Origin of the sequence: Clostridium sp. CS001 (assembly GCF_020443565.1) — a bacterium.
Lineage (GTDB): Bacteria > Bacillota > Clostridia > Clostridiales > Clostridiaceae > Clostridium_AD.
Map to the genome: position 1 here is coordinate 1 of NZ_JAIZZN010000037.1, position 23509 is coordinate 23509.

A 23509-nucleotide genomic window follows, 5' to 3' on the forward strand; every position below is an offset into this window, starting at 1 on the left:
ATTATAGATACCAATGGAACTTAAAAAAGATGACTCCCGTACAATACAGAAATCATCTTTTAGCTTCTTAATACTCCTTTTTATATTGTCCTTGACAAGGGTACCAGATTATAGGCTTCGCTTTTATTTTATCTACTCATACTTAAAATATATAACTAATATTCTTTTTCTAATTCCCGTTTTAATATTTCCTCTATCTTTGGAGTGCATCTATTACCATTACATCCACCGCTTCCTGCCCCTGTGGCCATTTGAATTTCTTCTACAGTTTTTGCACCATCTCGTATTGCCTTTTTTATTGTAGATCTTGGTATGGCTTTACATAAACATACCTTTGTAAGTTTATCCATTATTTCGCTATTTATATTCTGTTCCATAATATCCTTCTCCTTTTATGTTATCTTTTAGCCTTGAAAAAGTCAGTTAATAAATTTCCACACTCTTCATTGTATAACCAGTTTATTTCTATCCAGTGGTTTAATGCATCATTTTGAAGAATGTTTATTACTGACCCACAGGCACCTACGCTAGGATCAAAAGCGCCTATATATAACTTACTTATTCTAGACTGTAATATAGTTCCTGCACACATAGGGCAAGGTTCTAGAGTTACGTACATGTCGCACCCTGTTAATCTCCAATTTCCTAAAACCTCACAGGCTCTCTTTATAGCCAAGACTTCTGCATGAGCAGTGGCATCTTGTAGTGTTTCCCTTAGGTTGTGTGCTCTTGCAATTATCTTATTGTCTTTTACTATAATTGCACCTACTGGTACTTCATTTAATAGTAATGATCTTTTAGCTTCGTTTAATGCTTCATACATAAAATCTTTTTTCATGTAAACCCTCATATCCTTTAAATGATTATTGTTTAATAACTCTTATTATCTATATTATACTTGTTAAATATTAGACTTTCAATATAATTTATATAATAAAAAACTAGCAAAGTATTACCTTGCTAGTTTTCTGGTGCACGCGAGAGGAGTCGAACCTCCGGCCTTCCCCTTAGGAGGGGGACGCTCTATCCTACTGAGCTACGGGTGCATATATTATTCCTACTTAAATATATTATTACACTTTTATAAGTATGTCAACCTATAGCCATTATATACATAAATTTTTTTAAATAACTAAACATATATTAAAAAACTCAAGTTGAATTAAACCATGATTTACAAAGAAACTAATATTTCTGAAAAACAAATGATTTATTGCATGATTTTTATAGATTTGTATGCTAAACTATCTATAAACGATATTATATTATGAGGTGATTAGATGAAAAAAATACATATAACTGAGACCGTTCTTAGAGATGCCAACCAATCCTTGATTGCTACAAGATTAAAATTTGAAGAATTTGCCCCTGTACTTGCGGCACTAGATAATGCAGGTTATCATTCATTGGAATGTTGGGGAGGAGCTACTTTTGACTCTTGCTTAAGATATTTAAATGAAGATCCATGGGAAAGACTTCAAAAAATTAAGGCTATAGCTAAAAAGACTCCATTACAAATGCTACTTCGTGGTCAGAATATATTAGGCTACAAACATTATCCTGATGATGTAGTGAGAAGATTTGTTAAAATGTCTGTATATCACGGAATAGACATTATAAGAATATTTGATGCTTTAAATGACTTTTCAAATATTGAAGTTTCTATTGATGAAACTAAAAAACAAGGCGCACATGCTCAAGGTGCTATAGTTTATACAGTAAGCCCAATTCACGACGTTTCAAACTATACAAAACTAGCAAAGAGACTTGAAGATATGGGTGCTGATTCTATTTGCATTAAAGATATGGCAGGACTTATTATGCCAAGCATTGCTTATGATATAGTTAAAGGTATGAAGGAAACAGTTAAACTTCCTATATATCTTCATTCACATTGTACAAATGGGCTAGCTGAAATGTCTTACTACAAGGCAATAGAAGCAGGTGCTGCTGGAGTTGATTGTGCTATTTCTTCCTTCTCTAGTGGAACTTCACAACCACCTACAGAAACTATGCATGAAGCTCTCTCAATTGCTGGATACGATACTGGCCTAGATGCTAAAAAACTTATATATATAAATGATTTCTTTAAACCTATAAAGAAGGAAGTTATAGCTTCTGGACTTCTTGACCCACTACTTCTTACTCCTCAACCAGAAGGTCTAATTAATCAAGTTCCTGGAGGCATGCTTTCTAATATGATCTCACAGCTTAAAGCACAAAACGCTATTGATAAACTAGACGCTGTTCTCGCAGAAGTACCTAGAGTACGAGAAGACTTGGGCTTCCCACCTCTTGTAACTCCTATGAGTCAAATGGTTGGTACTCAAGCTACATTTAATATTTTAACAAGCGAAAGATACAAAACTATATTAAATGAAGTTAAGGCTTACTGTAGGGGTGAATATGGTATATCACCAGGACCAATTAACCCAGAGCTTTTAACAAAAGCTTTAGGTAATGAACAGCCTATCCATGGCCGCTTTGCAGATACATTAGAGCCTGCTTTTGAGAAAACAAAGGAAGCTCTAAAAGATTTAACAACTCGCGAAGAGGACATCTTGTCCTACTTAGCTTTCCCTGGCCTGGCAGAAGAATTTATTAAAAATAGAAACAAAAAACCTTCTGTGGATCAATTAATGGTTGAAACCCAGAGTGAACCTATATAACTAAAATAAACATCCTCAATAATCTTGGGGGTGTTTATTTATTTTGATTTAGCACACAAGCTATTCTATGCTGGACATTAGCTTATCTATATATGTATAATTTAGATACAATAATATATACATATATAATTATTACAAACCTTAGATATGCTTATAATTTAGTGAAAACGAGGTGTTTTATGATTAAATATTATAACAGAAAAGAAAATAAATACGAAATTGAAAAGGTAGCTGGTGAAAAATATTTAAATTGGTCTTACTCTTCTCCTGTTGGCGTAGGACTAGTTGAATTATTGCTTAAGAAAAAGCTGTTTTCAAAATTATATGGCTATTACTGTGATACAAAAATAAGCTCTAGAAAAATTAGTGACTTTATTCAAGACTTTAACATTGATATGTCTATATATGAGAGCCAAGATGGTAAATACTCATCATTTAATGAATTCTTTATAAGAACTTTAAATCCAGGTGCCAGGGAAATGGATGAAAGTAAAGATACTTTAATATCTCCTTGTGATGGAAAAATCTCAGCTTACGAGAATATTAATCTAAATGATTTAGTTCAGGTAAAAGGTCTTACTTATTCGCTAAAGGAACTACTTAAAGATAATGAAATTTGCGATTTATACCATGGAGGTACCTGCTTAATTTTCAGATTATGTCCAACCGATTATCATAGATTTCATTTTATTGATGATGGGGTATGTAGTGATATAACTAAAATCAAAGGCCACTATTATTCTGTAAATCCAATAGCACTAAAAAATGTTAAAAGGTTGTTCTGCGAGAATAAAAGAGAATGGAGTATATTTCACTCAGATAACTTTTCAGATGTTCTTTATGTAGAAGTCGGTGCTACTTGTGTAGGATCAATTATTCAAAGCTTTACTCCTAATGCAAAAGTTAAAAAAGGCGATGAAAAAGGATATTTCAAATTTGGTGGTTCTACTGTAATACTATTTTTCAAAAAAGATGTTGTCAAAATCCATGAGGATTTACTAAATCAAACCCAATTAGGTTTTGAAACCTCTGTATTTATGGGAGAAAAAATAGGACTGAAATAATATTTCAGTCCTATCTTTTTTTACATCTTAAATTTTGAAGTTATATCTTTTAACTTTTCTGCACTAATTTTGTTGCTAGCAGTTGTCTCTTTTATTTCTTCCATTTTATTTACTATACTAATACTCTTATCTGAAATATTAAAGGTGCCCTCTGCCCCTTCATTAACAGTGCCTGCTACTTGATCTATTGCAACTGCAATTCCATTAATTGAAGTATTTAGATGCTGCGCTGTTTCATCAAATTCCTTCATGAAATTATTGAAAATCTCTGCATCATCCATATATTCTTTTCCAGTACCCATGATAATCTCATAATTTAGAGAAACCTCTTCATCCATGAACCCTAGCATCTTAGTAGAACTATCAGCCAGATTTTTTACAGAAGCATTTACAACTTTAACTACATTTTGAATGTTAGCTGCTGTAGTTCCAGACTGCTCTGCTAGCTTTCTAACCTCATCTGCTACCACTGCAAAACCTCTTCCTGCCTCTCCCGCTCTTGCTGCCTCAATAGCAGCATTTAGAGCAAGCAAATTAGTTTGGCTAGTTATCTGCAGTATAGACGCTGCCAGGCCATGTATTTCTTCAACTGCTCTTGAACCTTCTATTGCAACTTCTAATTGTTTTTTTACATCATTATAAATCCTATCAGTTTCCTTTTTTGACTCAGTAGATGAAACAGTTATACCCATTGCTTTTTCAACAATGCTTTGAGCTGCAGTTGCTCCTTCTGATGCTTTCACTACTATAGTATTAACCATATTCTTCATCTCACCAGAGGATGCAGAAATCTCCTGCGCTGTAGCTGCAGTCTCTTCCATACCAGCTGATAGAGTTTCAGTTTCAACAGAACTTTCTTCTGCTTTTGCTTTTAATACATCCGTAAGATCTTCTACAGTATGTGCATTGTTACTAATATTATCTGAGGCTTCAATTAAATCCTCTACAACATCTTTTAATGTTTTTCTCATATTAACTATAGCTCTAGATATAGCTCCAATTTCATCATTGGTTTTAATTAAACTTTCTATACCCTTGTCATCACTTAAATCTAGTTTAGAAGTTTTATCAACTAATAATGTAACCTTTGTTAATGGATTTACTATTACTCTTGATACAATTGCACCAATTAATAAAGAGAATAAACTTACAAGAACTGCTATCAGTAAGATTATCTTTGTCATTTGATTTACTGGTTGTCTTATTTCATTCATGTCTCCTGTAATTACTAGTGTCCAGTTTATACTTGGTATAACTCCATAAGATGCAAACTTTTTAACTCCATCAAAAACGTAATTAGTAGTACCAGCTTCAACTTTTTGACCCTTTGAAACCATACCAACTATAGACTTTATAGATTCATTCTCTACATCTTTTCCTATTTTCTCTTTATTCTTGTGGTATAGCATTTTGCCCTTTTCATCAATTAAATAAGCATAGCTTGATTTACTGTTTGATACATTAACATCTTGCATATACTTTGAAAAACTCTCTGCATACACAGATACTGCTACATATCCTACTGATTGGCCATACTTGTCCTCATCTAATATAGGGCTTGTGAATACCGTTACTGCTTGTCCTGATATTTCGGATTTCATAGTTTCACTTATAGCAAATCCACCACTTGAGCTAAGGGCGTTGTAGCTTTGCTCTACTAAACTCTTTCCTATAGACTGTGTATCACTATCTGATATAATATTTCCACTTACATCCACTAATGATATTCTTTCGACGTTCTTATTGTCAGCAACATATTTAGAAAACTTTTCATTACTTTCGCTTAATGCACTTTTATATTGTGCCATAGCAATTGGGTCAGGGTTATTCTTAAGTTTCATAACATCCAAAACTTGTTTTGTGTTACCTATAGCCTTTGCCTCGGCTTGCTGCTTTTCTATCATAACGGAAATAGTTTCTATAGCTCTTTTATTAACAGACATCATTTCAGCTTTGCTTTGGGAAAATATAATTTCTGATGATTTTATGTATGTAAAAATAGAAGTTGTAACCATTGATAAAATTATTAGTGCTCCAATAAGCATTGGTATCTTCATTCTAATTGAAATGCCTTTTTTATCATTGTTTTTTATAGATCTTTTTCTTGTACCATCTTTTAGTAGTTTTATTTTTTTGTTTTTACTTTCAGAATTGTTAGTTTGCTTAGAGGCTTTGCCATTCATAAGTTTACTTTTAATTGTTTTTAGCAGTTTTGAACCCGTTTTCACTTTTGTTTTCTTTTCATTACTTTTTCTTTTCTTTATAAAATCCCAAAATTTAAAACGCATAAAGATCCCCCCTGTTTGTGTTAACTATCAATTTTAAAATATCTTATAATATTATGAATATTTTAAAAACATATATATATATTAACATATATTAATTACTTTGTAATTATATAATAAGATATATTTCGCGACACTAAGGATTTTAAAGCAAAATAAAACACCGAATACTGATGCATTTGGTGTTTTATTGTAAATTCATTTTATACTATTGAGTTTCAAATTATATGTATGCCTCATTTCTATATATATTCAAATGAAACATTATATTTATAAATATATTAAATCTATACCTCTAACTTCCATATCTTTAACATATTCATCTTTACAATCACAGGCGCCCTTACAAGTACAAAATTTACTGTTAATAGTCTTTATTAAATCCATTCTTGTTTTTTCATAAGCCCCTTTGACTTCTACATATTCACCTACTGCCCAATAAACAATAAGAACTAAAGCTGCAAAAGCTATAAGTATAATTATATCTAAAATTCTTACACTACTTCCTAAGTTTTGATTTTCAAAAGCGCTAGTTGCATAGTAAGCGTATCTTTTGGCATAAAGAAATATATAAGTAAGCATTAGTACACTCACACCAACAGCTATCTTCCAAAGACGACTCCATTTAACCTTTCTTACTTTTAATTCACATACCTTGTCGGTCTTTTTTTTAACTGAGTAGCTAAGTTTTGAGTAATCCAATTTATACCCTCCATTTATTATTACTTATCAATAATAAGTATGCCTTGAAGTTACAACTTATACTAAATGATTATTTTATTTTATACTTTATAACAAAGCGGGTAAGCTATATATTACACTTAATATATTTAGTGTAATTCTTACATTTGAAAGGAGAATACTAATGAATAAGAATAAGTTGGGAAAAGCAAACAATTCAATTAATCGATTAGACGCTAATAAAAGCAATAGTGGTGTTTTAGATACTGAGATGGCTATTATGTATAACCTGTCCAATATGACTGACGACATTGCTGATGTAACTTTAGAAGAAAAGAAAACTAAAAACTAATGCTGTACCTAAATGGGAGGATCTAGATTTTTTATTTTTGATTTCTTCAAAAAATATTGAAACCCTAGAAGCATCACTACTTCTAGGGTTTCTTTTTTGGTGCGTCGGACAGGAGTCGAACCTGCGACCAACTGGTTCGTAGTGTGGTAGATAGGTTACTTGAATTTGCCTTAACTTCTCTTAACCTCTTATATATAAACGGTTATACACTATTACCTTTTAATATCCTATAGTAAAATCAACCGCTTTTTTATAAGAATAAACACCAAATAAACACCAATAATACATTCTATTCTATTACATTTGAATTACATCAGAACAGGTTTTGAATAGTAATTTAACAAATAAAATGCTGTTGCTATCCATTTCTAATAATTCGTTATAATTATTAGTATTAATCTTATATGTAAATATATTAAATAAGTAACCTAAAAAAAGAGAGCCGGACGCATCCAACTCTCTTAGGTGTAGTCCGAAGACATTCACCGCTATTCACTATATATAATATATCATATACTATATATATATGCAATTTTTTTTTAAATCTTAACAAATTGTTTTAATAATATTAATTTATTCTTTGTTTGTGTATCAATTATACTATTATATATATTTATTGGAATCTGTGCCCTAAGCACTTCTAACGTATTATCAAAATCACTAATAAATCTATTAATTTCTGATTTGGAAACTTCAAGATTTTTTAACATATAAGCTATTAAAATAATATAATCAACAATGCTAGAAAACATTATTCCCGATATAGATGTAGAAAGGTTCAAACACGTTATTAATGAACTGTTGATTTGACCACTTTTAAATCTTGTATCAAATATTATATCATTATGAGCAACTGAATTTCTTAGATCTTTCAAAGCATATATAATAGTTTGTGTCAGTTTTCCTTCAGCATCACAACCTTGGTGTAATTTCAGATTTTTTGATATTTGTATTCTTGAACTCTTTTCTAGGCATGACATAAAAAATCCAAACTCTCCGAGGCTTATTGTTTCAAATATAGCCCATATAGGCACACTTTTATCCAAATCATAAAAATGTTGTACCACTTTTTTATTATTGGAATAGTTCCTTGTTAAACCATGATGAATTGTATTACGTAAGTCCAGTCTTTTTTTAAATGCATCTTTATAACTTCTAGTTCCAGCAGAATAATTTTTATACTCAGTTAATAGCTTATTATAGATAACGTTAAAGTTATCACTCTGACTTTTTTCCAAAACTACTTCCAATACATAATTTTTTATTGCTGTCTCAATAAACATAATCTGTGGATATATTATTGATTTCAATTTCATATCAAAATTATTTATAGCTAGAATTTCATTAAAATCCCTATAAGGAATTTTGTTGACAGGACTTGCTATATATCTATATCCTTTATATCCATGATAATAACCAATATTTCTTAACTTCTTCTTATGACTACTACCTTTTATATTAATACCATGTGTATCTCTTAAATATGACATCAAGGAATTTATACTTTTCACATCACTCATAATTATTCTCCAATATAATACAGATTTAATCGCGTAATTCAACTTTTTTATGTATGTTAATTACATCTACAATATAGTATATCATATTATATTATAGATGTAATTAGAACATTGTGTCGTAAAATGCATAGCATTTCATATTTAACTTTTATTAAAACTTTTATACATACATCATATTAAGTATATTTGTAAGCTTCTTCAATTCCTTTACAGACAAAGAAACTATCTTAGTTGATTCCCAAACAAATCTTGTTGTTCCTTAATTTATAATTCTATGCCTGCTATTATTTTGATTGTACTCCTCTTCCTTCAATAAATTCAATTGGAGTAGTCTTATTCGAGCAGCTTCTTTAGATACATTAAATACACTTGTAATTTTACTAATCATATATCTATAGTTGTTAATATTACATAACTGAGAATCTCTATATAAATATGGTTGATTATTAATTCCAAGTAAAAGCAATGTCTTTAAAAATTCTTTTGTGAAAGTTCTTTTAGGCATTAATAATGCACCGCCTAAGTAATTTGCCTGCCATTCCATTCTTTCATCATTTTCAATATTATCTCTATAATCTTCATTGGAATTATCTTTAAATATATCTTCTGAATCTGATACTAATGAATGCTCTCCATCTTGTAAAAAATAATCTCTATGTAAAATCCAATGTGCAGCTTCATGAGCACAAGTAAACCTAAATCTCCCTATTGCTTTAGAATTATCACTTAATTCACTGTCAACTATTACAGATGGCTCAGCAATATTTAAATACTGTTTTCTACCGTCACTACTGTTGTATGTTATTATTTTTGATGGCTTAAAGACCATATATCCCAATATTTCTCTATCTTCAGAAATCGGTAAAAACTTTAGTTCAAGCCTAAGATGTCTTTCTATAAAATCGGTAATTGTTATTTCGCTTGGCACTTTAATCAAGCTTGAATTATATACTTCTAGATGATTTTCTGCTATTTCTTCAAGCCTATCCTTGCTGCGAAATGGAAAAATACTCTCTTCATAAATCATCTTTAACACCTCTATAAGCTACTTAATTTTTATTTACCCTTCTTGCCGCTATTTTAATATCATGATCTCGGTCAGAATACTCATCAATATTTGCCCTAATTTTTAATTTTTCAAATAATTTCACTTCTATTTCTGAAAGTTTTAAGGCCTTAGCTATTTTTTCGATAATTAATTTTTCTGGCTTCACAAACCCCTCCTCGATCTTTGTATATTCAGATGCTTTTACACTTTTAAGTGATTTCAACATCTCTGTTACTGTTATCCCCTTATCTCTTCTACTTTGTTTTATAAATTCTCCAAATGATATTTCATCATTTTCTTTATCATTTTCTTTATCATTTTCTTTAAATAATTTATGCAAAATTGACTTCATTAGGTGCTCACTATACTTCTTTGATTTTTCTATTCTTTTTTCTAGTTCATCACATAATATCATTAGAGAATCTACTTTTTCTATTATGCGTCTTTGTTCTTTTAATGGTGGTAATCCAATAACAAGATTAGATATATACTCTTTATTTACTCTCTGTTGGCCAGCAGTACCAGTGTATGTTCCTACTCCACCTCTTATAAACGATTCTGTCTTACAGATGGTTAAAATGAACTCTGATAGGATTAACCCACCAATTGATCTTACTACATATAATTCAGTAGTTCCTGCTCCAATCCCATTTTTGAGATTCTTCATAATTGCAGATTTTCTATTTTGAAAACAAGGTGTTATCTTAGCAATAACTACATCATTCTCAGCAAAATGAGTGAACCCACTTTTAATGTCTTCCCATATTTTAATTTCATGTGTATGACTATTATTGAAACTATCATCTATAAGTCTCATAGGAACAAATGACGCTTCCTCTTTATCATTAAATGTATTTCTAGGATTTAATATGCAATATTCACCTAATCTCACCCACTCCCATCCTTTCGGCAATTCATAAGGAATTTCATCTTCTGTAATGGATGGAAGGGGCTTTACTCTTTTAAAATTTTCTTCTTTTATAAGTTTTTCTTTTTCATCTTTTATTTTCTCCAAAAGCATACTTGCTGGCTGATCATTTGGATCTTGAGGAACTAATCTACCTTGTACTGCAAGCCCTAGTATAGCATTTCTAAACTCTTTAACTCCATTATCCGCAGTAAACTCCTTAAAATTTTCAATAATAAATCTTAGCGTTTCTTCTAATTCTTCTAAAGTAGTACAATTTCCGATACTATTAAATATAGATTTTGAACTTAAAGTACTATATCTAACTTTTCTTTCTAGTTCTTTTTCTAAATTATCACAAAGATCCATTAAATAATCTATTTTTTCTACTATACGATTCTGCTCACTTAGTGGAGGTAATGGAAATGTTAAACTTCTAAATTCATTTTTATTCATTTTAGGCTGTCCAGTTGAAACAGCTTTATTAAATATTTCCTGTTTATACATAGAAGTTCTCGTGAAATATTTAAAATAACTTTTGTCTATATATTTTGATGTAGTTACTATGAACATGTTAGGTGCAATTGTTGTTTTCTTGTTAATATATGGCATCTCTAAACATGTCCCTACTCCTGCACCTACATTAGCTACTAATAACTCCCCTCCATGAAGACCTGATTTTTTTAAAAAATTATATCCATCCTCATCAGTGTATAGCAAATCGTTATTTTTAATGTTAATTCGTAAATCTTTTAATCTAACGAGTATTGCATAACTTTCCTCGTAATATGTTTTTACGTTATCTTTTAATGAAGAAAAGCTTCCATTAGCTTGATAATCTGTTATATATGGTACAACATCATCTAATACGCACCATTGCCATGAACTTGGTAATGGTCCATATTCTTTTATTGGATCAACTTTATCTACTACTTTTCTCTGTTTATTATATAACCCTTGTTCAATCAACTTAACATTTTCAAATTTTATTTTTTCTAGCAAAATTGATGCTGGTTCATCCTTTGGGTCTTGAGGAACTAACTTACCTAGGACTGCTAACTGTAATATTAATTCTCTTAATTTTTTTACCTTTTCTGGTCTATCAAATATGGTTTTGAATTGTTCCAATAACATATCCATATTATTTATCACCTAATATCTTCTTTAATTCTTCTATCAAAGAGTTTTGCAAGGTCTCTACAGCTACAGTTGCTTTATGGTATTTTTCTAGTAGTGCATTTGGGTCCCCTAAATCTTCTTCTTGTTTGTTAGGATTTTTAAAGTCTAGGTTGTAATTTCTATTTTTAATTTCTTCTATTGAAACTTTCCATGCATATTCATTTACTTCTCTATTATTCCACCATTGTTTTTCTATTTCAAATTCTTCTATTCTTATAGGTTTAGTTTTTGTGTAGTTTTTGTATCCTTGTGGTAGTTGATGCTCAAAGTACCATACTTCCTCTGTTGGTTTTCCTTTTTCAAAGAATAATAAATTTGTATTTATACCTGTGTATGGTGCAAATACTCCATTAGGCATTCTTACTATGGTATGAAGATTAAATTCACTTAAAAGCTTCTCTTTTACCTTTGTTTTAACACCTTCACCAAATAAGAATCCATCTGGTAAAACTACAGCTGCTCTTCCTTGGCTTTTTAATCTGTACATAATTAATACCAAAAATAAATCTGCTGTTTCTTTTGTTTGAAACTCTTTAGGGAAATTTACATCAATTCCATCTTCTTCTGTGCCTCCAAAAGGTGGATTTGTTATTATAATATCGACTTTTTCATTTTGAGTATATTCTCTAACATTTCTGGCAAGTGAATTATCATGCTTAATCTGAGGTACATCAATATCATTCAATATTAAATTTGTAGTACACAATAAATGTGGCAATGGCTTTTTCTCCATACCAAGGATAGAATCTTCAAATACTTTCTTATTATCTATATTTGTCACTTGATTTCTAAGGTATTTTAAAGCACACACTAGAAATCCTCCTGTACCACAAGCAGGGTCTAATACAACTTCACCTAATTTAGGATTTATCATATCTACCATAAACTGAGTTACTGCTCTTGGAGTATAATATTCTCCAGCATTACCTGCATTCTGTAAATCCTTTAATATATTTTCGTAAATATCATTAAAAAGATGCCTATCTTCGTTACTATTAAAATCAATTTCATTTAGTTTATTAATTACTTGCCTCATTAAAGTTCCTGATTTCATATAATTATAGGAATCCTCAAATACTGATTTTACGATTAATCCTTTTGGGTCATCGTTCTCATCTATAGAAAGTTCTTTTAAAGTTTTAAATAAATCAACATTAATAAAATTTAAAAGATCATCACCTGTTATTCCTTCATCATTTGAAGCCCAGCTTCTCCATCTTAGTTCTTCTGGAATTACGGATTTGTAATCATCATCTCTAATCTCCCATTCTTCTTCCTTTGCATCATATACCTTTAAAAATATCATCCAAACTAACTGTGATATTCTTTGTGCATCACCATCTACTCCTGAATCTTGGCGCATTATATCTTGTATTGATTTTATTACGTTCCCTATAGCCATTTTAAAATTGACTCCCTTCATTTGTGTCTGAAACAACTAAGCTGTGTATATTTCTTTTTCTAATTCCTTGATTGCCTCTAAATATTTGCTCTTATTTCCAAAGCTTTTTACAATTTCTACAAAGGAACCAATTTCATTAAAAGGTTTAACTTTCAACACTTCAATGCTTTCAAGATTTTTAATACCCTCATCCGCATACTTATCTAAAAGAACTTCTAATACCATTCTTGCTTTATCTCCGTATTTAGCAAAATAGTTACGTTTCTTAACATTGTTTGCTCTTTCTTTTCTTGTAAGTGCCTTCATATCATAAGCTACATGGCATATTAAATCAAATGGATCTAATTCCTTCCCTACCTCTTCTTCAAGTGCTTCAAATAGTATCCCTTGATCTTCTAATTCTTGAATAATAGCTTCTTTTTTTTCTGAACCATTCCATCTTTTTAAGAAATCATCCAATGTTTTAAATTCCTTACTAATATTTTTCTTTGTATAATCTTTTAAGCTTTCGGTTACAAGTTTACCATCCTTATCATAATACATAATTCTTTCATTTAAAACCTTTACTTCTACATCATTTACATAGTATTTTCGTGGTCTTCCACTAACACCCTCATCTTCTATATCTATATTAGACCCACCTGAACCTGTACTAGTAGTGCCTTCTCCACCTTCAGGTTGAGTTTCTCCTTCTGGATTATCTGGTGGTGTTATATCTTCTGTATCTTCAGGCTCATATATTTGTACTGGTTCACCATCAAATTCTTTATCTGCAAATAGTCTTGTTGCATTTCTGAAATCAATAATAGTGAAATACAGCTTTTTATAGTCCTCTCTAATTCTAGTGCCACGACCTATAATCTGTTTAAATTCTGTCATTGAATTTATAGTATTATCAAGCACTATTAATTTACATGTTTGTGCATCTACTCCTGTAGTCATTAGCTTTGATGTTGTGACAATTACAGGATGAGTGCTCTCAGGATCAATAAAATTATCTAGTTCTGCTTTACCTTCTTCATTATCTCCTGTGATTCTCATAATATATTTTCGGTTTTTTGAAACCAAATCAGAATTTTCATTAATTAATGCAACTCTCATAGCTTCAGCATGTTCAATATCAACGCAAAAAACTATGGTTTTATCAAATCTACCATCATTTTTCTTTAGATAATTAGATATTGTCTTCGCCACTAAGGGAGTTCTTTTTTCTAATATCAAGTTCCTATCAAAATCTTTTGCATAGTATTCTCTATCCTCAATAACAAACCCATTCTTATCTTGTTTTCCTTTAATAGGTCTATAGCCCTCAATATCTTTATCTAATGAAACTCTTATCACTTTGTAAGGTGCTAAAAACCCATCTTCTATACCTTGCTTCAAGGAGTATGTATAAACTGGTTCACCAAAATAATTTATATTTGAAACTTCATTTGTCTCTTTTGGTGTAGCTGTAAGACCTATTTGAGTTGCAGTCTTAAAATATTCAAGTATCTCTCTCCATGATGAATCTTCCTTTGCACTTCCTCTATGACATTCATCAATTACAATAAGGTCAAAAAATTCTGGTGAGAACTCTTTATATACATTTTGCCATTCCTCTGTTCCTGTAAGCCCTTGATATAAGGCTAAATATATTTCATGAGCCTTATCTACTTGCCTGTTTTTCACTTTAATCATCTTATCTCCAAAGTGCTTAAAGTCATTCACCATAGTTTGATCTACCAATATATTTCTATCAGCTAAATATAATATTCTTTTCTTAGCTTTGCTCTTCCACAGCCTGTATATTATTTGAAAAGCTGTATACGTTTTTCCCGTACCAGTTGCCATAACAAGTAATATCCTATCTTGACCTTTTGCTATAGCTTCTACAGATCTATTTATAGCTACTCTTTGATAATATCTAGGACTTTTACCACCTTGATCAAAAAAATAATCTTGTGTAACTACCTTTTCTTCCATATCTTGAATACCTTTTGAAAGCTTATATCTATTCCATAATACTTCAGGTGAAGGAAACTCATCCATTCCTAATGCCTTTTCTATAGTACCTTCTTTAAGTGTTCTATCATGTTCTATAAATCCATCACCATTTGAACTATATACAAAAGGTATATCTAATATTTCAGCATATCCAAGTCCCTGTTGCATACCTGCGCCTACAAAATGCTTATTATCTTTTGCCTCAATAACAGCAATAGGAATATTTGATTTATAATAGAGGATATAGTCTGCTCTTTTTGCCTTACCTCTTGTAACAAATTTTCCTCTTACAATAACTCTACCTGCTGTAAAAGTTACTTCTTCTCTAATTTGCTTCTTTAAATCCCACCCTGAATTTATCACTGCTGGTGTTATATACTTGCTACATATATCTCTTTCACTTAAGCTTTTCTTATCCATCCCCAATCTCCATTCCTCATAAATTCTGTTATATATTTATAAATTATCATATAAAAAAATTAAGTTCATAATAAATATATTTGTATAATCAGATTAATTCAATTTAATTATATTATAATCCTAATTTCCCTATATTTATATAACATTCTCTAAAAATAACCATTTAAGCATAGTAAGAAGCGCCTAATTAGTACTAGTATTCATGATTAGGCTTATGTAAGCTGTTTTAAGGTATGGTTTATTCTTCTATTGTACGGCTTTTCTAATTTATTAGCTAAGAAAAATCAAGGCCTAGAAATTATAAAATTTACTCACTTTATAATGAATAATATTAATCACAAAAACGATATATTTCTTTTATATCATCGAAGGATTTATCGTTATTTATAAAATCAAAGAGAGTAATTACTGTAAGGTAACCTCCCAATTATTCATTGGAGTTAAAGTGCATGTCCTTTAAAATCTTTTGTTATGCTTAGGTTCTATTGAATTTTTTCAAATTACCAAATTCAGAAATCATATAAAAATTTTAAATATTTGGTAATATAAAATTAGATATTATTTTCCATATTCTAAAATATCAAAAATTTTATTGTGATTTTTTTATTTACATAATTTTGTAGCAGTTTTTTATTATTCCTTCCTCTCTATATTAATTTCTATATACGCCACTTTACCCCTTCTCTGTGTAGGTTTTTTTCTATTTTCAATTATCTTTGAGAAATGTTCCATAAAAAAGAAGAAGGTCCTATTTTCCCTCTTCATATCTTTTAACCAATTTATAGAATGTATTTCTTTTAAGATCTAACTGCTCCATGGCTTTGGTTCCTGTTAAATTTCTTGTCTTATACTTACTATATACTTCGATCCAGTCCTTTGGGTACTCTATTTCTTTCCTTCCCTTGTATACTCCATTCTTCTTTGCTATTGCTATGCCTTCTCTTTGCCTTTCTAACATATTCTCACGTTCAAAGGTATTAATTGCTCCTATCATAGTTAACATCAGCTTGCCTGTAGCTGTATTAGTGTCTATGCTCTCCTTACTGCTTACTAGATGTATCCCCTTCATTTGCAACTGCTCCACAATATCCAATAAGTCTTTTGTACTTCGTGCTAACCTATCTAAGCTATGGATAAATATTGTGTCTCCTTTTCTAGCAAACTTTATTACCTCTTGAAGCTTCGGTCTGTTGGTGTCCTTGCCAGAAACTTTCTCCGTAAACCATTCATCTATACCATATTTCTTTAGTCCCTCTACTTGCCTGCTTTCGTTCTGTTCTATGGTTGATACTCTTACATAAGCTATATTCATTATTTGCACTCCCTCACCATTAACTTTATAATACATATTATACAATTAATGTTTGTCTAGTGTCAATGACTTACTTAAATACATGTTTATTAATTGTAAAAACAACTCTATATAAACACATTTTTTGTCTATTTCTTAGCTGTTTTAGACTATGACCTTACCGAAGCCGAAGAAACTATGGAAGAACAAATATTAAGTGAAGCATTAAAGTATATTAATTTTTATATTAGTACTCAATTAAGCGAAACTGTATCACTTGCCCCTGCTATAGGTGATGCAAAAAATACACTGCCAAGGAATATAGTTTGGAGATGTAAATCTCTAATTGATGCAATGTGGTTAATGTTACTGCTAGACAGAACAAAATCAAAATTCAATGTTAAATGCTCTCATTGCGGTAATTGGTTTTATTCTGAACGTTCCCATGGACTGTATTGTGGTACTGCTTGCAAACGAAGTGCTAACACAGAAACTCAAATATATAAAGCTGAATGTCTTAAAAAAAATAGTGTTATGAATTTATTAAGCCAAGGCAAATCTATATCAGAAATCGGTAAATTAGAAAAAATAAGAAAGAAAACAATTGAAAAATGGATAAACGAAAATGTGGAGGTGTAAACAATGGCTGCTATAGAAAAAAGAGGAGAAAACTCCTACAGATTAACCGTATCATGTGGATATGATAAATTAGGTAAACAGATAAGAAAAGCGAGAACTATTGATTTATCACATATATCACCTAAAAAGCAACATGCAGAAGCATAAAAACAATTTATACTGTTTCAAGAAGAAATAAAAAAAGGTCAATATGTTGATAATGAAAAAATAACCTTTGAAGAGTTTATTCAAAAATGGTTTACAGACTACGCTAATGTTAATTTACAACCAAAGACTTTATTAGAATATAAAAGGCTATTAGAAAGGATCTCTCCTGCCCTTGGTCATATAAGGCTTATTTATATTCAACCAACACACTTAACAGCTTTCTATAATAACTTACGCGAAGATGGTATTAGACAAGATGGTAAACAGGGCGGATTAAGCGAAAAAACAATCCTCCATCATCATAGATTAATCTCAAGTATTTTAACATCAGCTTTACAATGGGGATTTATATTAAATAATCCTGCATTACGTGTCAAAGCCCCTAAAATAGCTAAAAAAGAAGCTAGACATTATAATATTGAGGAAGTTGAATATATCCTTAACTTAATTGAACATGAACCTATAAAATATAGAACCATGGTTATACTGGCCATATATGGTGGTATGAGAGAAGGAGAATTAACTGCTCTAACATGGAGTGATATTGAATTTGATAAATGCCTTATAAGGATAGATAAATCATTACAACATTTGCCTGGAAGAGAGACGTTTGTAAAATCTACGAAAACTGAAAATACTAGGGTAATCTCTATTCCTCCATCAGTCATAGAACTATTGAAAGAATATAAGAAATGGCAAAACGCCGAAAAACTAAGTCAAGGTAACCTATGGAACAAAACAGATTGCTTGTTTACAGGAGTCAACGGAGGACATATATTCCCAAGCACAATATCAAAGTGGTTCTTAAAGTTTATAAGAAGGCATAATCAATCTATTATGGGTGACAATACCATTAGAGAAGAAGATAAAGAATTATATTTGATTAGAGAGGTTAATTTTCATGGCCTAAGGCATACCTCAGCTACCCTATTAATTAGTCAGAATGTAGATGTAAGTACTGTATCTAAAAGACTAGGCCATGCCAGAACTTCAACAACTATGGATATATATAGCCACAGCTTACAAAAGTCTGATACAGCAGCAGCGGATAAACTTGAAAATCTATTTAATAAAAGTAACAAAAACAAAGAGCAGAGATAATATAAATCTCTGCTTTCTTTTCGTAATGTATAGTAACCTTTATTACTTTTCTATATTGATAAACACCAAATAAACACCAATTCGATATTTCACAATAAACAGTAAAAAAATAACAAGTACCTCAAACCCTTGAGATACTTGCATTTGTTATGGTGCGTCGGACAGGAGTCGAACCTGCGACCAACTGGTTCGTAGCCAGCTACTCTATCCATCTGAGCTACCAACGCATAAACATCATTACAATAATATCATACTATATATTAAGAGTCAACTGTCAAGAAGCTAAAATAATGGGTCCTACACCCAATTATATAAAATCCTCTTTAAGAATCCCCATAATGACTACATCCCTGTATTCTCCATCTGAAAAGCAAGTCTTCCTCTTCCTTCCTTCTTCAACAAAACCGCACCTTTTGTAACACTGAATTGCTCTTAAATTAAAAGCCAGCACTTCTAGCTCTACTCTATGAGCAGCCATATCCATAAATAAGTGTTTTAATAAAGCCTTTATGGAGTCTTGCCCATATCCTCTATTCCAAAAGTTAGGACCTATAGTTATACCTAGCACGTATACATTCTTGGCATCTTTAACCTCTAAATAAGTTATATATCCTACAACTACTCCTTTTTCATTTACAATGCTAAGATGTTTCTTGTCAATGTTAGCAAATTTGTTGAAGTTACTTAATACATCTTCTTTAGATGGAGGTAGCACAAAGTTACCATCAAGTTTTCTAACCTCTTCATCACTCCAAATATCGTAGAATATATTTATATCTCTTCTCTCAACACATCTAAGTAATACTAATTTACCCTTTAGCATATTTTCACCTCTTTACTTCCTTAATATTATAATTATACCTTTTAATAATGATCAATTCAATAAATTTACAATTATTTTTTATTATATTACAGCATCATAGATGATAATTTAACGGGTAAAATAAGAAAACACCTAACAATTTGTTAGATGTTTCTGGCGGAGAAAGAGGGATTTGAACCCTCGCACCAGTTACCCGGTCTACGCCCTTAGCAGGGGCGCCTCTTTAGCCACTTGAGTATTTCTCCATAGCTAATTTTTATCTCATTATAAAAAAAATGGCGGAGGAAGTGGGATTCGAACCCACGGTACGCTCACACGTACGCCGGTTTTCAAGACCGGTGCCTTAAACCAACTCGACCATCCCTCCATGTCCTAACGACAAGTTTTATTATATCAGCATGTTTATATTCTGTCAATATATTTATCAAACTTTATTAATTTATTAATTTATTAATTTATTAATTTAATCGTCTTAAATGGTGATATTTTTATCCCTTAATAAATCAATCTATCTATGAAAATAAGAAAACACCTAACAATTGTTAGATGTTTCTGGCGGAGAAAGAGGGATTTGAACCCTCGCACCAGTTACCCGGTCTACGCCCTTAGCAGGGGCGCCTCTTTAGCCACTTGAGTATTTCTCCATAGCTAATTTTTATCTCGTTATAAAAAAAAATGGCGGAGGAAGTGGGATTCGAACCCACGGTACGCTCACACGTACGCCGGTTTTCAAGACCGGTGCCTTAAACCAACTCGACCATCCCTCCGTGTCCTAACGACAAGATTTATTATATCAGCATTATTAATTTCTGTCAACATACTTTAGGTATATTTCTAAAATTTCACCAATTTCAATCAATTTCTTATTTTATAACTTTATACAAATAAACAACTCCAAATTTCAATATTGAAGTTGTTTATTTGCTAGTTTATTTTGAAATTACTGATTTACCACCCATATATGGTATCAAAACCTCTGGAATATTTACTGTTCCATCTTCATTTTGATAATTCTCAAGTACTGCAGCTAGTGCTCTTCCTATAGCAACCCCTGATCCATTTAGTGTGTGGATATACTTAGGTTTACCCTTTTGTTCATCTTTATATCTTATATTTGCACGCCTAGCTTGGAAGTCCTCAAAATTACTACAACTTGATATTTCAACATACTTGTTATAACTTGGCATCCAAACCTCAATGTCATACTTAAATGAAGCCGTAAAGCCAAGGTCGCCTTTGCATATCTTAACTACTCTATAAGGTAGTTTAAGTCCTTGCAGTACTGACTCCGCATCTAAAACTAACTTTTCAAGTTCTGCATAAGAATCCTCTGGTTTTGTGAATTTAAGTAGTTCTACTTTATTAAATTGATGTTGTCTTATTAGGCCTCTAGTATCTCTTCCTGCCGAACCTGCTTCTGATCTAAAGCAAGCGCTATAAGCAACATGCATTATAGGTAATTCTTGTCCATTTAATATTTCATCTCTATATATGTTTGTAACAGGAACCTCTGCTGTAGGTATTAAAAAATAGTCTGTATTAGCTACTTTAAAGGCATCTTCCTCGAACTTAGGTAATTGACCTGTTCCAACCATACTTTGTCTATTAACCATGTATGGAGGCAGTATTTCTGTATATCCGTTTTTGTCCACATGACAATCTAAAAAATAACTTATTAATGCTCTTTCAAGTCTTGCTCCCTGTCCCTTATATACTGTGAACCTTGAGCCTGTGATCTTTCCGCCTCTTTCAAAATCTAAAATATCATTGTTTATTCCTAAATCCCAATGAGCTTTAACTCCAAAACTAAAATTATTTGGAACACCCCATTTTCTTACCTCAACATTATCTTCATCTGTATTTCCGTTTGGTACATTCTCATTAGGTATATTTGGAATGCGCAGCATAATGTTTTCAATCTTTTCATCAACTTCAGATAACTCAACATCAAAGTTTTTTATATCATCTGAAAGTTTTTTCATTTCAGACATAATTTCTTCTACACTTTCTCCGCTTTTTTTAAGCTTAGGTATAAGTGCTGATTGAGTATTTCTTCTATTTTTTAATTCTTCAACCTCCATTAATATATCTCTTCTTCTTTTATCAAGAGCTACAACCTCATCAATTATTGCTAAGTCAAAGTTTTCCCCTCTATCCTCCATTAACTTCTTTATCTCTTCTGGATTGTTTCTTATTCTTTTTAAATCTAACATTACTTTTCCTCCTTTTATATAAGTATATTACTCTATATTTCTTTCAATATTTTTTGTGCAAATAATATCAACCCTAGTATTAAGTATATTATTACATACTATATCCCCTATTTTTACAGGTGGACCTACATGTATTCTACTTAATGCTTTTGAACAGTCAATCCATAATTTCTTTTTAATAGGTTTACTACTTTTTACTGGAACTACATTGCATAAGTTTGAACCTTTTATTCTAACTAAAGTCGTTAATATTCCTTCATCCTCGTTAACATTGCTAGTAGTTTCTTCTATCAACTAAGATCATCTCCTACATACTATCAAACTCTTTTATTCTATATAATACAATATTAGAATTCTTTGAGTCCTTAACTATTTCTGTAATTTCTTTGTTAGTTTCCCTTGCTAAAATGGAAACCACCTTGTTTAAACAATGCGCTCCTTTACAACTTCCAAAGCAAGCTCCTGTTCTTCTCTTTATTCCTTCCACTGTTCTTGCACCTAAAGGTCTCCTTATGGCATCCACAATTTCTCCTTCAGTTATCTTTTCACATCCACATATTATTTTACCATAATTTTTATCTAATTCAATAATCCTTTTTCTTTCCTCATCACACAGTTCTCTAAACTTATAATTCTCTCTTCTTTTGTCATTGAAGTCCTTTTTTAATCTACACTTCATCTTGCTAACTACGCTCTCACATACAATATTTGCTATAGCAGGAGTCATTGTAACTTGACCATAGTGTTTACCCTTAATTTGAATAATACCATTATCTATGCCACTATCATCTATTATTAATGGTTGATCAAAATAAGGCCATTCTAAAAACATCTTAACATCCATATCCTCTACACCACTTGTTATTTTAGATACCCTATCTACTACTTCATTATAGCTAATGTCTTCCTTTGTGCTAATAGCAGCTACTGTATCTCCCTCCATGGTCGGAATTGTGTAAGTTCTTTCACCTTTAGAATTATACATAGATAAAGCATGGGAAAACTTTGATTTTTCATTATTGTCTAAAAGTATATATTTTAATATTCCCTGATTACCCTCTACTTCTAATCTTTTTTCATTTACTATACTGTAATTTTCCGAAGGGGTTGTGTTAATTACCATCTTACAAGTAAACTTATTTTTATTGGTAATAACCCTAAATCCCTTTGATATCTCTTGAATATCTAACACTTCTTCTTCTAATTTAAACTTTACTCCATTATCAAAAGCAACTTCCCCATAGGATAATGCTAAGTCAAAAGGACAAATTACACCTGTATTTTTAGAATATAATGCTTTTTTTATATGTACATTTAAATTTGGTTCCATTTCATATACATATTCAGGTTCTAATATTACTACGTCTTTCATGTCTCTCTCTATTGCTCTACTATATATCTTTTCAATACGTGTAACTTCCTCGTCAGTTTGGGCAATTATTAAAGACCCACACCTTTTAAAAGGAACATTAAACTTAGCAGTAATAGTATCCATCATTTTGTTTCCCATACGTTCAAGCTTTGAAGTTAAAGTATCTTCAATTTCCACACCATCGTATATCATAGCTGTATTTATTAACGCTACATCATCTGCTATATCATAATCCTTTTCAATAATAGCTATATTAAGATTATATTTCGAGATTTCATAAGCAACTGCACAACCTATTATACCTCCGCCTAAAATAAGTACATCATAATCCATATTACCCTCCAACATAAAACAAAAACTATTTTACTTCACATTGCTATTATATCCTTTTTTTTAATATGAAGTGAAGT

General features: G+C 31.0%; 21 protein-coding genes and 6 tRNA genes. 7 read left to right on the top strand and 20 right to left on the bottom strand.

The window, feature by feature from the left end:
- A partial coding sequence (locus tag LGK97_RS20065) for an IS3 family transposase (protein WP_375293644.1) occupies positions 1-71 on the top strand: 71 nt, incomplete at its 5' end.
- 84 nt (positions 72-155) lie between these two features.
- Here the strand turns inward: LGK97_RS20065 and LGK97_RS17700 are convergent.
- The 3 genes from LGK97_RS17700 to LGK97_RS17710 all read right to left on the bottom strand — a co-directional run bounded on the left by LGK97_RS17700 (position 156) and on the right by LGK97_RS17710 (position 1046).
- Positions 156-377, bottom strand: a complete 222-nt coding sequence (locus tag LGK97_RS17700) for a (2Fe-2S)-binding protein (RefSeq protein WP_226261270.1) — start codon at positions 375-377, stop codon at positions 156-158.
- Between the two features lie 20 nt (positions 378-397).
- Positions 398-838 carry a nucleoside deaminase gene (locus LGK97_RS17705; protein WP_226261272.1) on the bottom strand — a complete coding sequence of 147 codons (441 nt, stop codon included), beginning with the start codon at positions 836-838 and terminating at the stop codon, positions 398-400.
- A 131-nt stretch (positions 839-969) separates the two neighbouring features.
- Positions 970-1046, bottom strand: a tRNA-Arg gene (locus LGK97_RS17710).
- 234 nt (positions 1047-1280) lie between these two features.
- Between LGK97_RS17710 and LGK97_RS17715 the strand changes: the two genes are divergently transcribed.
- Positions 1281-2669, top strand: a complete 1389-nt coding sequence (locus LGK97_RS17715; RefSeq protein WP_226261274.1) for a pyruvate carboxylase subunit B — start codon at positions 1281-1283, stop codon at positions 2667-2669.
- Between the two features lie 179 nt (positions 2670-2848).
- Complete coding sequence (locus LGK97_RS17720; protein ID WP_226261276.1) at positions 2849-3733, top strand: phosphatidylserine decarboxylase; 885 nt, start codon at positions 2849-2851, stop codon at positions 3731-3733.
- Between the two features lie 20 nt (positions 3734-3753).
- Here the strand turns inward: LGK97_RS17720 and LGK97_RS17725 are convergent, their stop codons facing one another.
- Together LGK97_RS17725 and LGK97_RS17730 are read right to left on the bottom strand one after the other, a co-directional pair.
- On the bottom strand, positions 3754-6021 hold the full coding sequence (locus tag LGK97_RS17725; protein WP_226261278.1) for a methyl-accepting chemotaxis protein: 2268 nt from the start codon (positions 6019-6021) through the stop codon (positions 3754-3756).
- Between the two features lie 267 nt (positions 6022-6288).
- A complete protein-coding gene (locus tag LGK97_RS17730; RefSeq protein WP_226261280.1) occupies positions 6289-6720 on the bottom strand; it encodes a hypothetical protein in 432 nt (143 codons plus the stop codon).
- A 163-nt stretch (positions 6721-6883) separates the two neighbouring features.
- On the opposite strand from LGK97_RS17730, the gene LGK97_RS17735 reads away from it, so the two are divergent.
- Entirely contained in the window at positions 6884-7051 is a 168-nt protein-coding gene (locus LGK97_RS17735) for a hypothetical protein (RefSeq protein ID WP_226261282.1), read from the top strand.
- Positions 7052-7590: 539 nt separating this feature from the next.
- Here the strand turns inward: LGK97_RS17735 and LGK97_RS17740 are convergent.
- The 6 genes from LGK97_RS17740 to LGK97_RS17765 form a co-directional block, all read right to left on the bottom strand.
- On the bottom strand, positions 7591-8571 hold the full coding sequence (locus LGK97_RS17740; protein ID WP_226261284.1) for an Abi family protein: 981 nt from the start codon (positions 8569-8571) through the stop codon (positions 7591-7593).
- A 259-nt stretch (positions 8572-8830) separates the two neighbouring features.
- Positions 8831-9598: an ImmA/IrrE family metallo-endopeptidase gene (locus tag LGK97_RS17745; RefSeq protein WP_226261286.1), complete on the bottom strand. Its 768-nt coding sequence runs from the start codon at positions 9596-9598 to the stop codon at positions 8831-8833.
- 22 nt (positions 9599-9620) lie between these two features.
- Positions 9621-11666 (bottom strand): restriction endonuclease subunit S, encoded by a 2046-nt coding sequence (locus tag LGK97_RS17750; RefSeq protein WP_226261288.1) that lies wholly within the window; start codon positions 11664-11666, stop codon positions 9621-9623.
- Position 11667: 1 nt separating this feature from the next.
- Positions 11668-13107 carry a type I restriction-modification system subunit M gene (locus LGK97_RS17755; RefSeq protein WP_226261290.1) on the bottom strand — a complete coding sequence of 480 codons (1440 nt, stop codon included), beginning with the start codon at positions 13105-13107 and terminating at the stop codon, positions 11668-11670.
- A gap of 36 nt (positions 13108-13143) precedes the next feature.
- Positions 13144-15513, bottom strand: coding sequence for an EcoAI/FtnUII family type I restriction enzme subunit R (gene hsdR, locus LGK97_RS17760; RefSeq protein WP_226261292.1), 2370 nt, complete (start codon positions 15511-15513; stop codon positions 13144-13146).
- Between the two features lie 748 nt (positions 15514-16261).
- Positions 16262-16825 (bottom strand): recombinase family protein, encoded by a 564-nt coding sequence (locus LGK97_RS17765; protein WP_226261294.1) that lies wholly within the window; start codon positions 16823-16825, stop codon positions 16262-16264.
- Between the two features lie 177 nt (positions 16826-17002).
- Between LGK97_RS17765 and LGK97_RS17770 the strand changes: the two genes are divergently transcribed.
- The 3 genes from LGK97_RS17770 to LGK97_RS17780 are packed head-to-tail and all read left to right on the top strand — an operon-like array spanning position 17003 to position 18691.
- Positions 17003-17443, top strand: coding sequence for a hypothetical protein (locus LGK97_RS17770; protein ID WP_226261296.1), 441 nt, complete (start codon positions 17003-17005; stop codon positions 17441-17443).
- Positions 17444-17446: 3 nt separating this feature from the next.
- Positions 17447-17590: a hypothetical protein gene (locus LGK97_RS17775; RefSeq protein WP_226261298.1), complete on the top strand. Its 144-nt coding sequence runs from the start codon at positions 17447-17449 to the stop codon at positions 17588-17590.
- Positions 17591-17650: 60 nt separating this feature from the next.
- Entirely contained in the window at positions 17651-18691 is a 1041-nt protein-coding gene (locus tag LGK97_RS17780) for a site-specific integrase (RefSeq protein ID WP_319001586.1), read from the top strand.
- A gap of 150 nt (positions 18692-18841) precedes the next feature.
- Here the strand turns inward: LGK97_RS17780 and LGK97_RS17785 are convergent.
- The 9 genes from LGK97_RS17785 to LGK97_RS17825 form a co-directional block, all read right to left on the bottom strand.
- Positions 18842-18918, bottom strand: a tRNA-Arg gene (locus tag LGK97_RS17785).
- 80 nt (positions 18919-18998) lie between these two features.
- Complete coding sequence (locus LGK97_RS17790; RefSeq protein ID WP_226261300.1) at positions 18999-19514, bottom strand: GNAT family N-acetyltransferase; 516 nt, start codon at positions 19512-19514, stop codon at positions 18999-19001.
- 154 nt (positions 19515-19668) lie between these two features.
- Positions 19669-19759 (bottom strand) — tRNA-Ser (locus LGK97_RS17795).
- 31 nt (positions 19760-19790) lie between these two features.
- Positions 19791-19881: transfer RNA gene (locus LGK97_RS17800), tRNA-Ser, on the bottom strand.
- A gap of 186 nt (positions 19882-20067) precedes the next feature.
- Positions 20068-20158 (bottom strand) — tRNA-Ser (locus LGK97_RS17805).
- A gap of 32 nt (positions 20159-20190) precedes the next feature.
- Positions 20191-20281 (bottom strand) — tRNA-Ser (locus tag LGK97_RS17810).
- 162 nt (positions 20282-20443) lie between these two features.
- On the bottom strand, positions 20444-21727 hold the full coding sequence (serS, locus tag LGK97_RS17815) for a serine--tRNA ligase (RefSeq protein WP_226261302.1): 1284 nt from the start codon (positions 21725-21727) through the stop codon (positions 20444-20446).
- 27 nt (positions 21728-21754) lie between these two features.
- On the bottom strand, positions 21755-22021 hold the full coding sequence (locus LGK97_RS17820) for a DUF1667 domain-containing protein (RefSeq protein ID WP_226261304.1): 267 nt from the start codon (positions 22019-22021) through the stop codon (positions 21755-21757).
- 13 nt (positions 22022-22034) lie between these two features.
- Positions 22035-23432: an NAD(P)/FAD-dependent oxidoreductase gene (locus tag LGK97_RS17825; protein WP_226261306.1), complete on the bottom strand. Its 1398-nt coding sequence runs from the start codon at positions 23430-23432 to the stop codon at positions 22035-22037.
- Between the last annotated feature and the right edge of the window lie 77 nt (positions 23433-23509).

Excerpts from the sequence above, each read along its gene's own strand:
- LGK97_RS17715 (WP_226261274.1), top strand. The coding sequence starts at position 1,281 with ATGAAAAAAATACATATAACTGAGACCGTTCTTAGAGATGCCAACCAA.
- LGK97_RS17705 (WP_226261272.1), bottom strand. The coding sequence starts at position 838 with ATGAAAAAAGATTTTATGTATGAAGCATTAAACGAAGCTAAAAGATCA.
- LGK97_RS17720 (WP_226261276.1), top strand. The coding sequence starts at position 2,849 with ATGATTAAATATTATAACAGAAAAGAAAATAAATACGAAATTGAAAAG.
- LGK97_RS17740 (WP_226261284.1), bottom strand. The coding sequence starts at position 8,571 with ATGAGTGATGTGAAAAGTATAAATTCCTTGATGTCATATTTAAGAGAT.
- LGK97_RS17750 (WP_226261288.1), bottom strand. The coding sequence starts at position 11,666 with ATGGATATGTTATTGGAACAATTCAAAACCATATTTGATAGACCAGAA.
- hsdR (WP_226261292.1), bottom strand. The coding sequence starts at position 15,513 with ATGGATAAGAAAAGCTTAAGTGAAAGAGATATATGTAGCAAGTATATA.
- LGK97_RS17770 (WP_226261296.1), top strand. The coding sequence starts at position 17,003 with ATGGAAGAACAAATATTAAGTGAAGCATTAAAGTATATTAATTTTTAT.
- LGK97_RS17745 (WP_226261286.1), bottom strand. The coding sequence starts at position 9,598 with ATGATTTATGAAGAGAGTATTTTTCCATTTCGCAGCAAGGATAGGCTT.
- LGK97_RS17735 (WP_226261282.1), top strand. The coding sequence starts at position 6,884 with ATGAATAAGAATAAGTTGGGAAAAGCAAACAATTCAATTAATCGATTA.
- LGK97_RS17765 (WP_226261294.1), bottom strand. The coding sequence starts at position 16,825 with ATGAATATAGCTTATGTAAGAGTATCAACCATAGAACAGAACGAAAGC.
- LGK97_RS17825 (WP_226261306.1), bottom strand. The coding sequence starts at position 23,432 with ATGGATTATGATGTACTTATTTTAGGCGGAGGTATAATAGGTTGTGCA.
- LGK97_RS17775 (WP_226261298.1), top strand. The coding sequence starts at position 17,447 with ATGGCTGCTATAGAAAAAAGAGGAGAAAACTCCTACAGATTAACCGTA.
- LGK97_RS17725 (WP_226261278.1), bottom strand. The coding sequence starts at position 6,021 with ATGCGTTTTAAATTTTGGGATTTTATAAAGAAAAGAAAAAGTAATGAA.
- LGK97_RS17700 (WP_226261270.1), bottom strand. The coding sequence starts at position 377 with ATGGAACAGAATATAAATAGCGAAATAATGGATAAACTTACAAAGGTA.
- LGK97_RS17755 (WP_226261290.1), bottom strand. The coding sequence starts at position 13,107 with ATGGCTATAGGGAACGTAATAAAATCAATACAAGATATAATGCGCCAA.
- LGK97_RS17790 (WP_226261300.1), bottom strand. The coding sequence starts at position 19,514 with ATGCTAAAGGGTAAATTAGTATTACTTAGATGTGTTGAGAGAAGAGAT.
- serS (WP_226261302.1), bottom strand. The coding sequence starts at position 21,727 with ATGTTAGATTTAAAAAGAATAAGAAACAATCCAGAAGAGATAAAGAAG.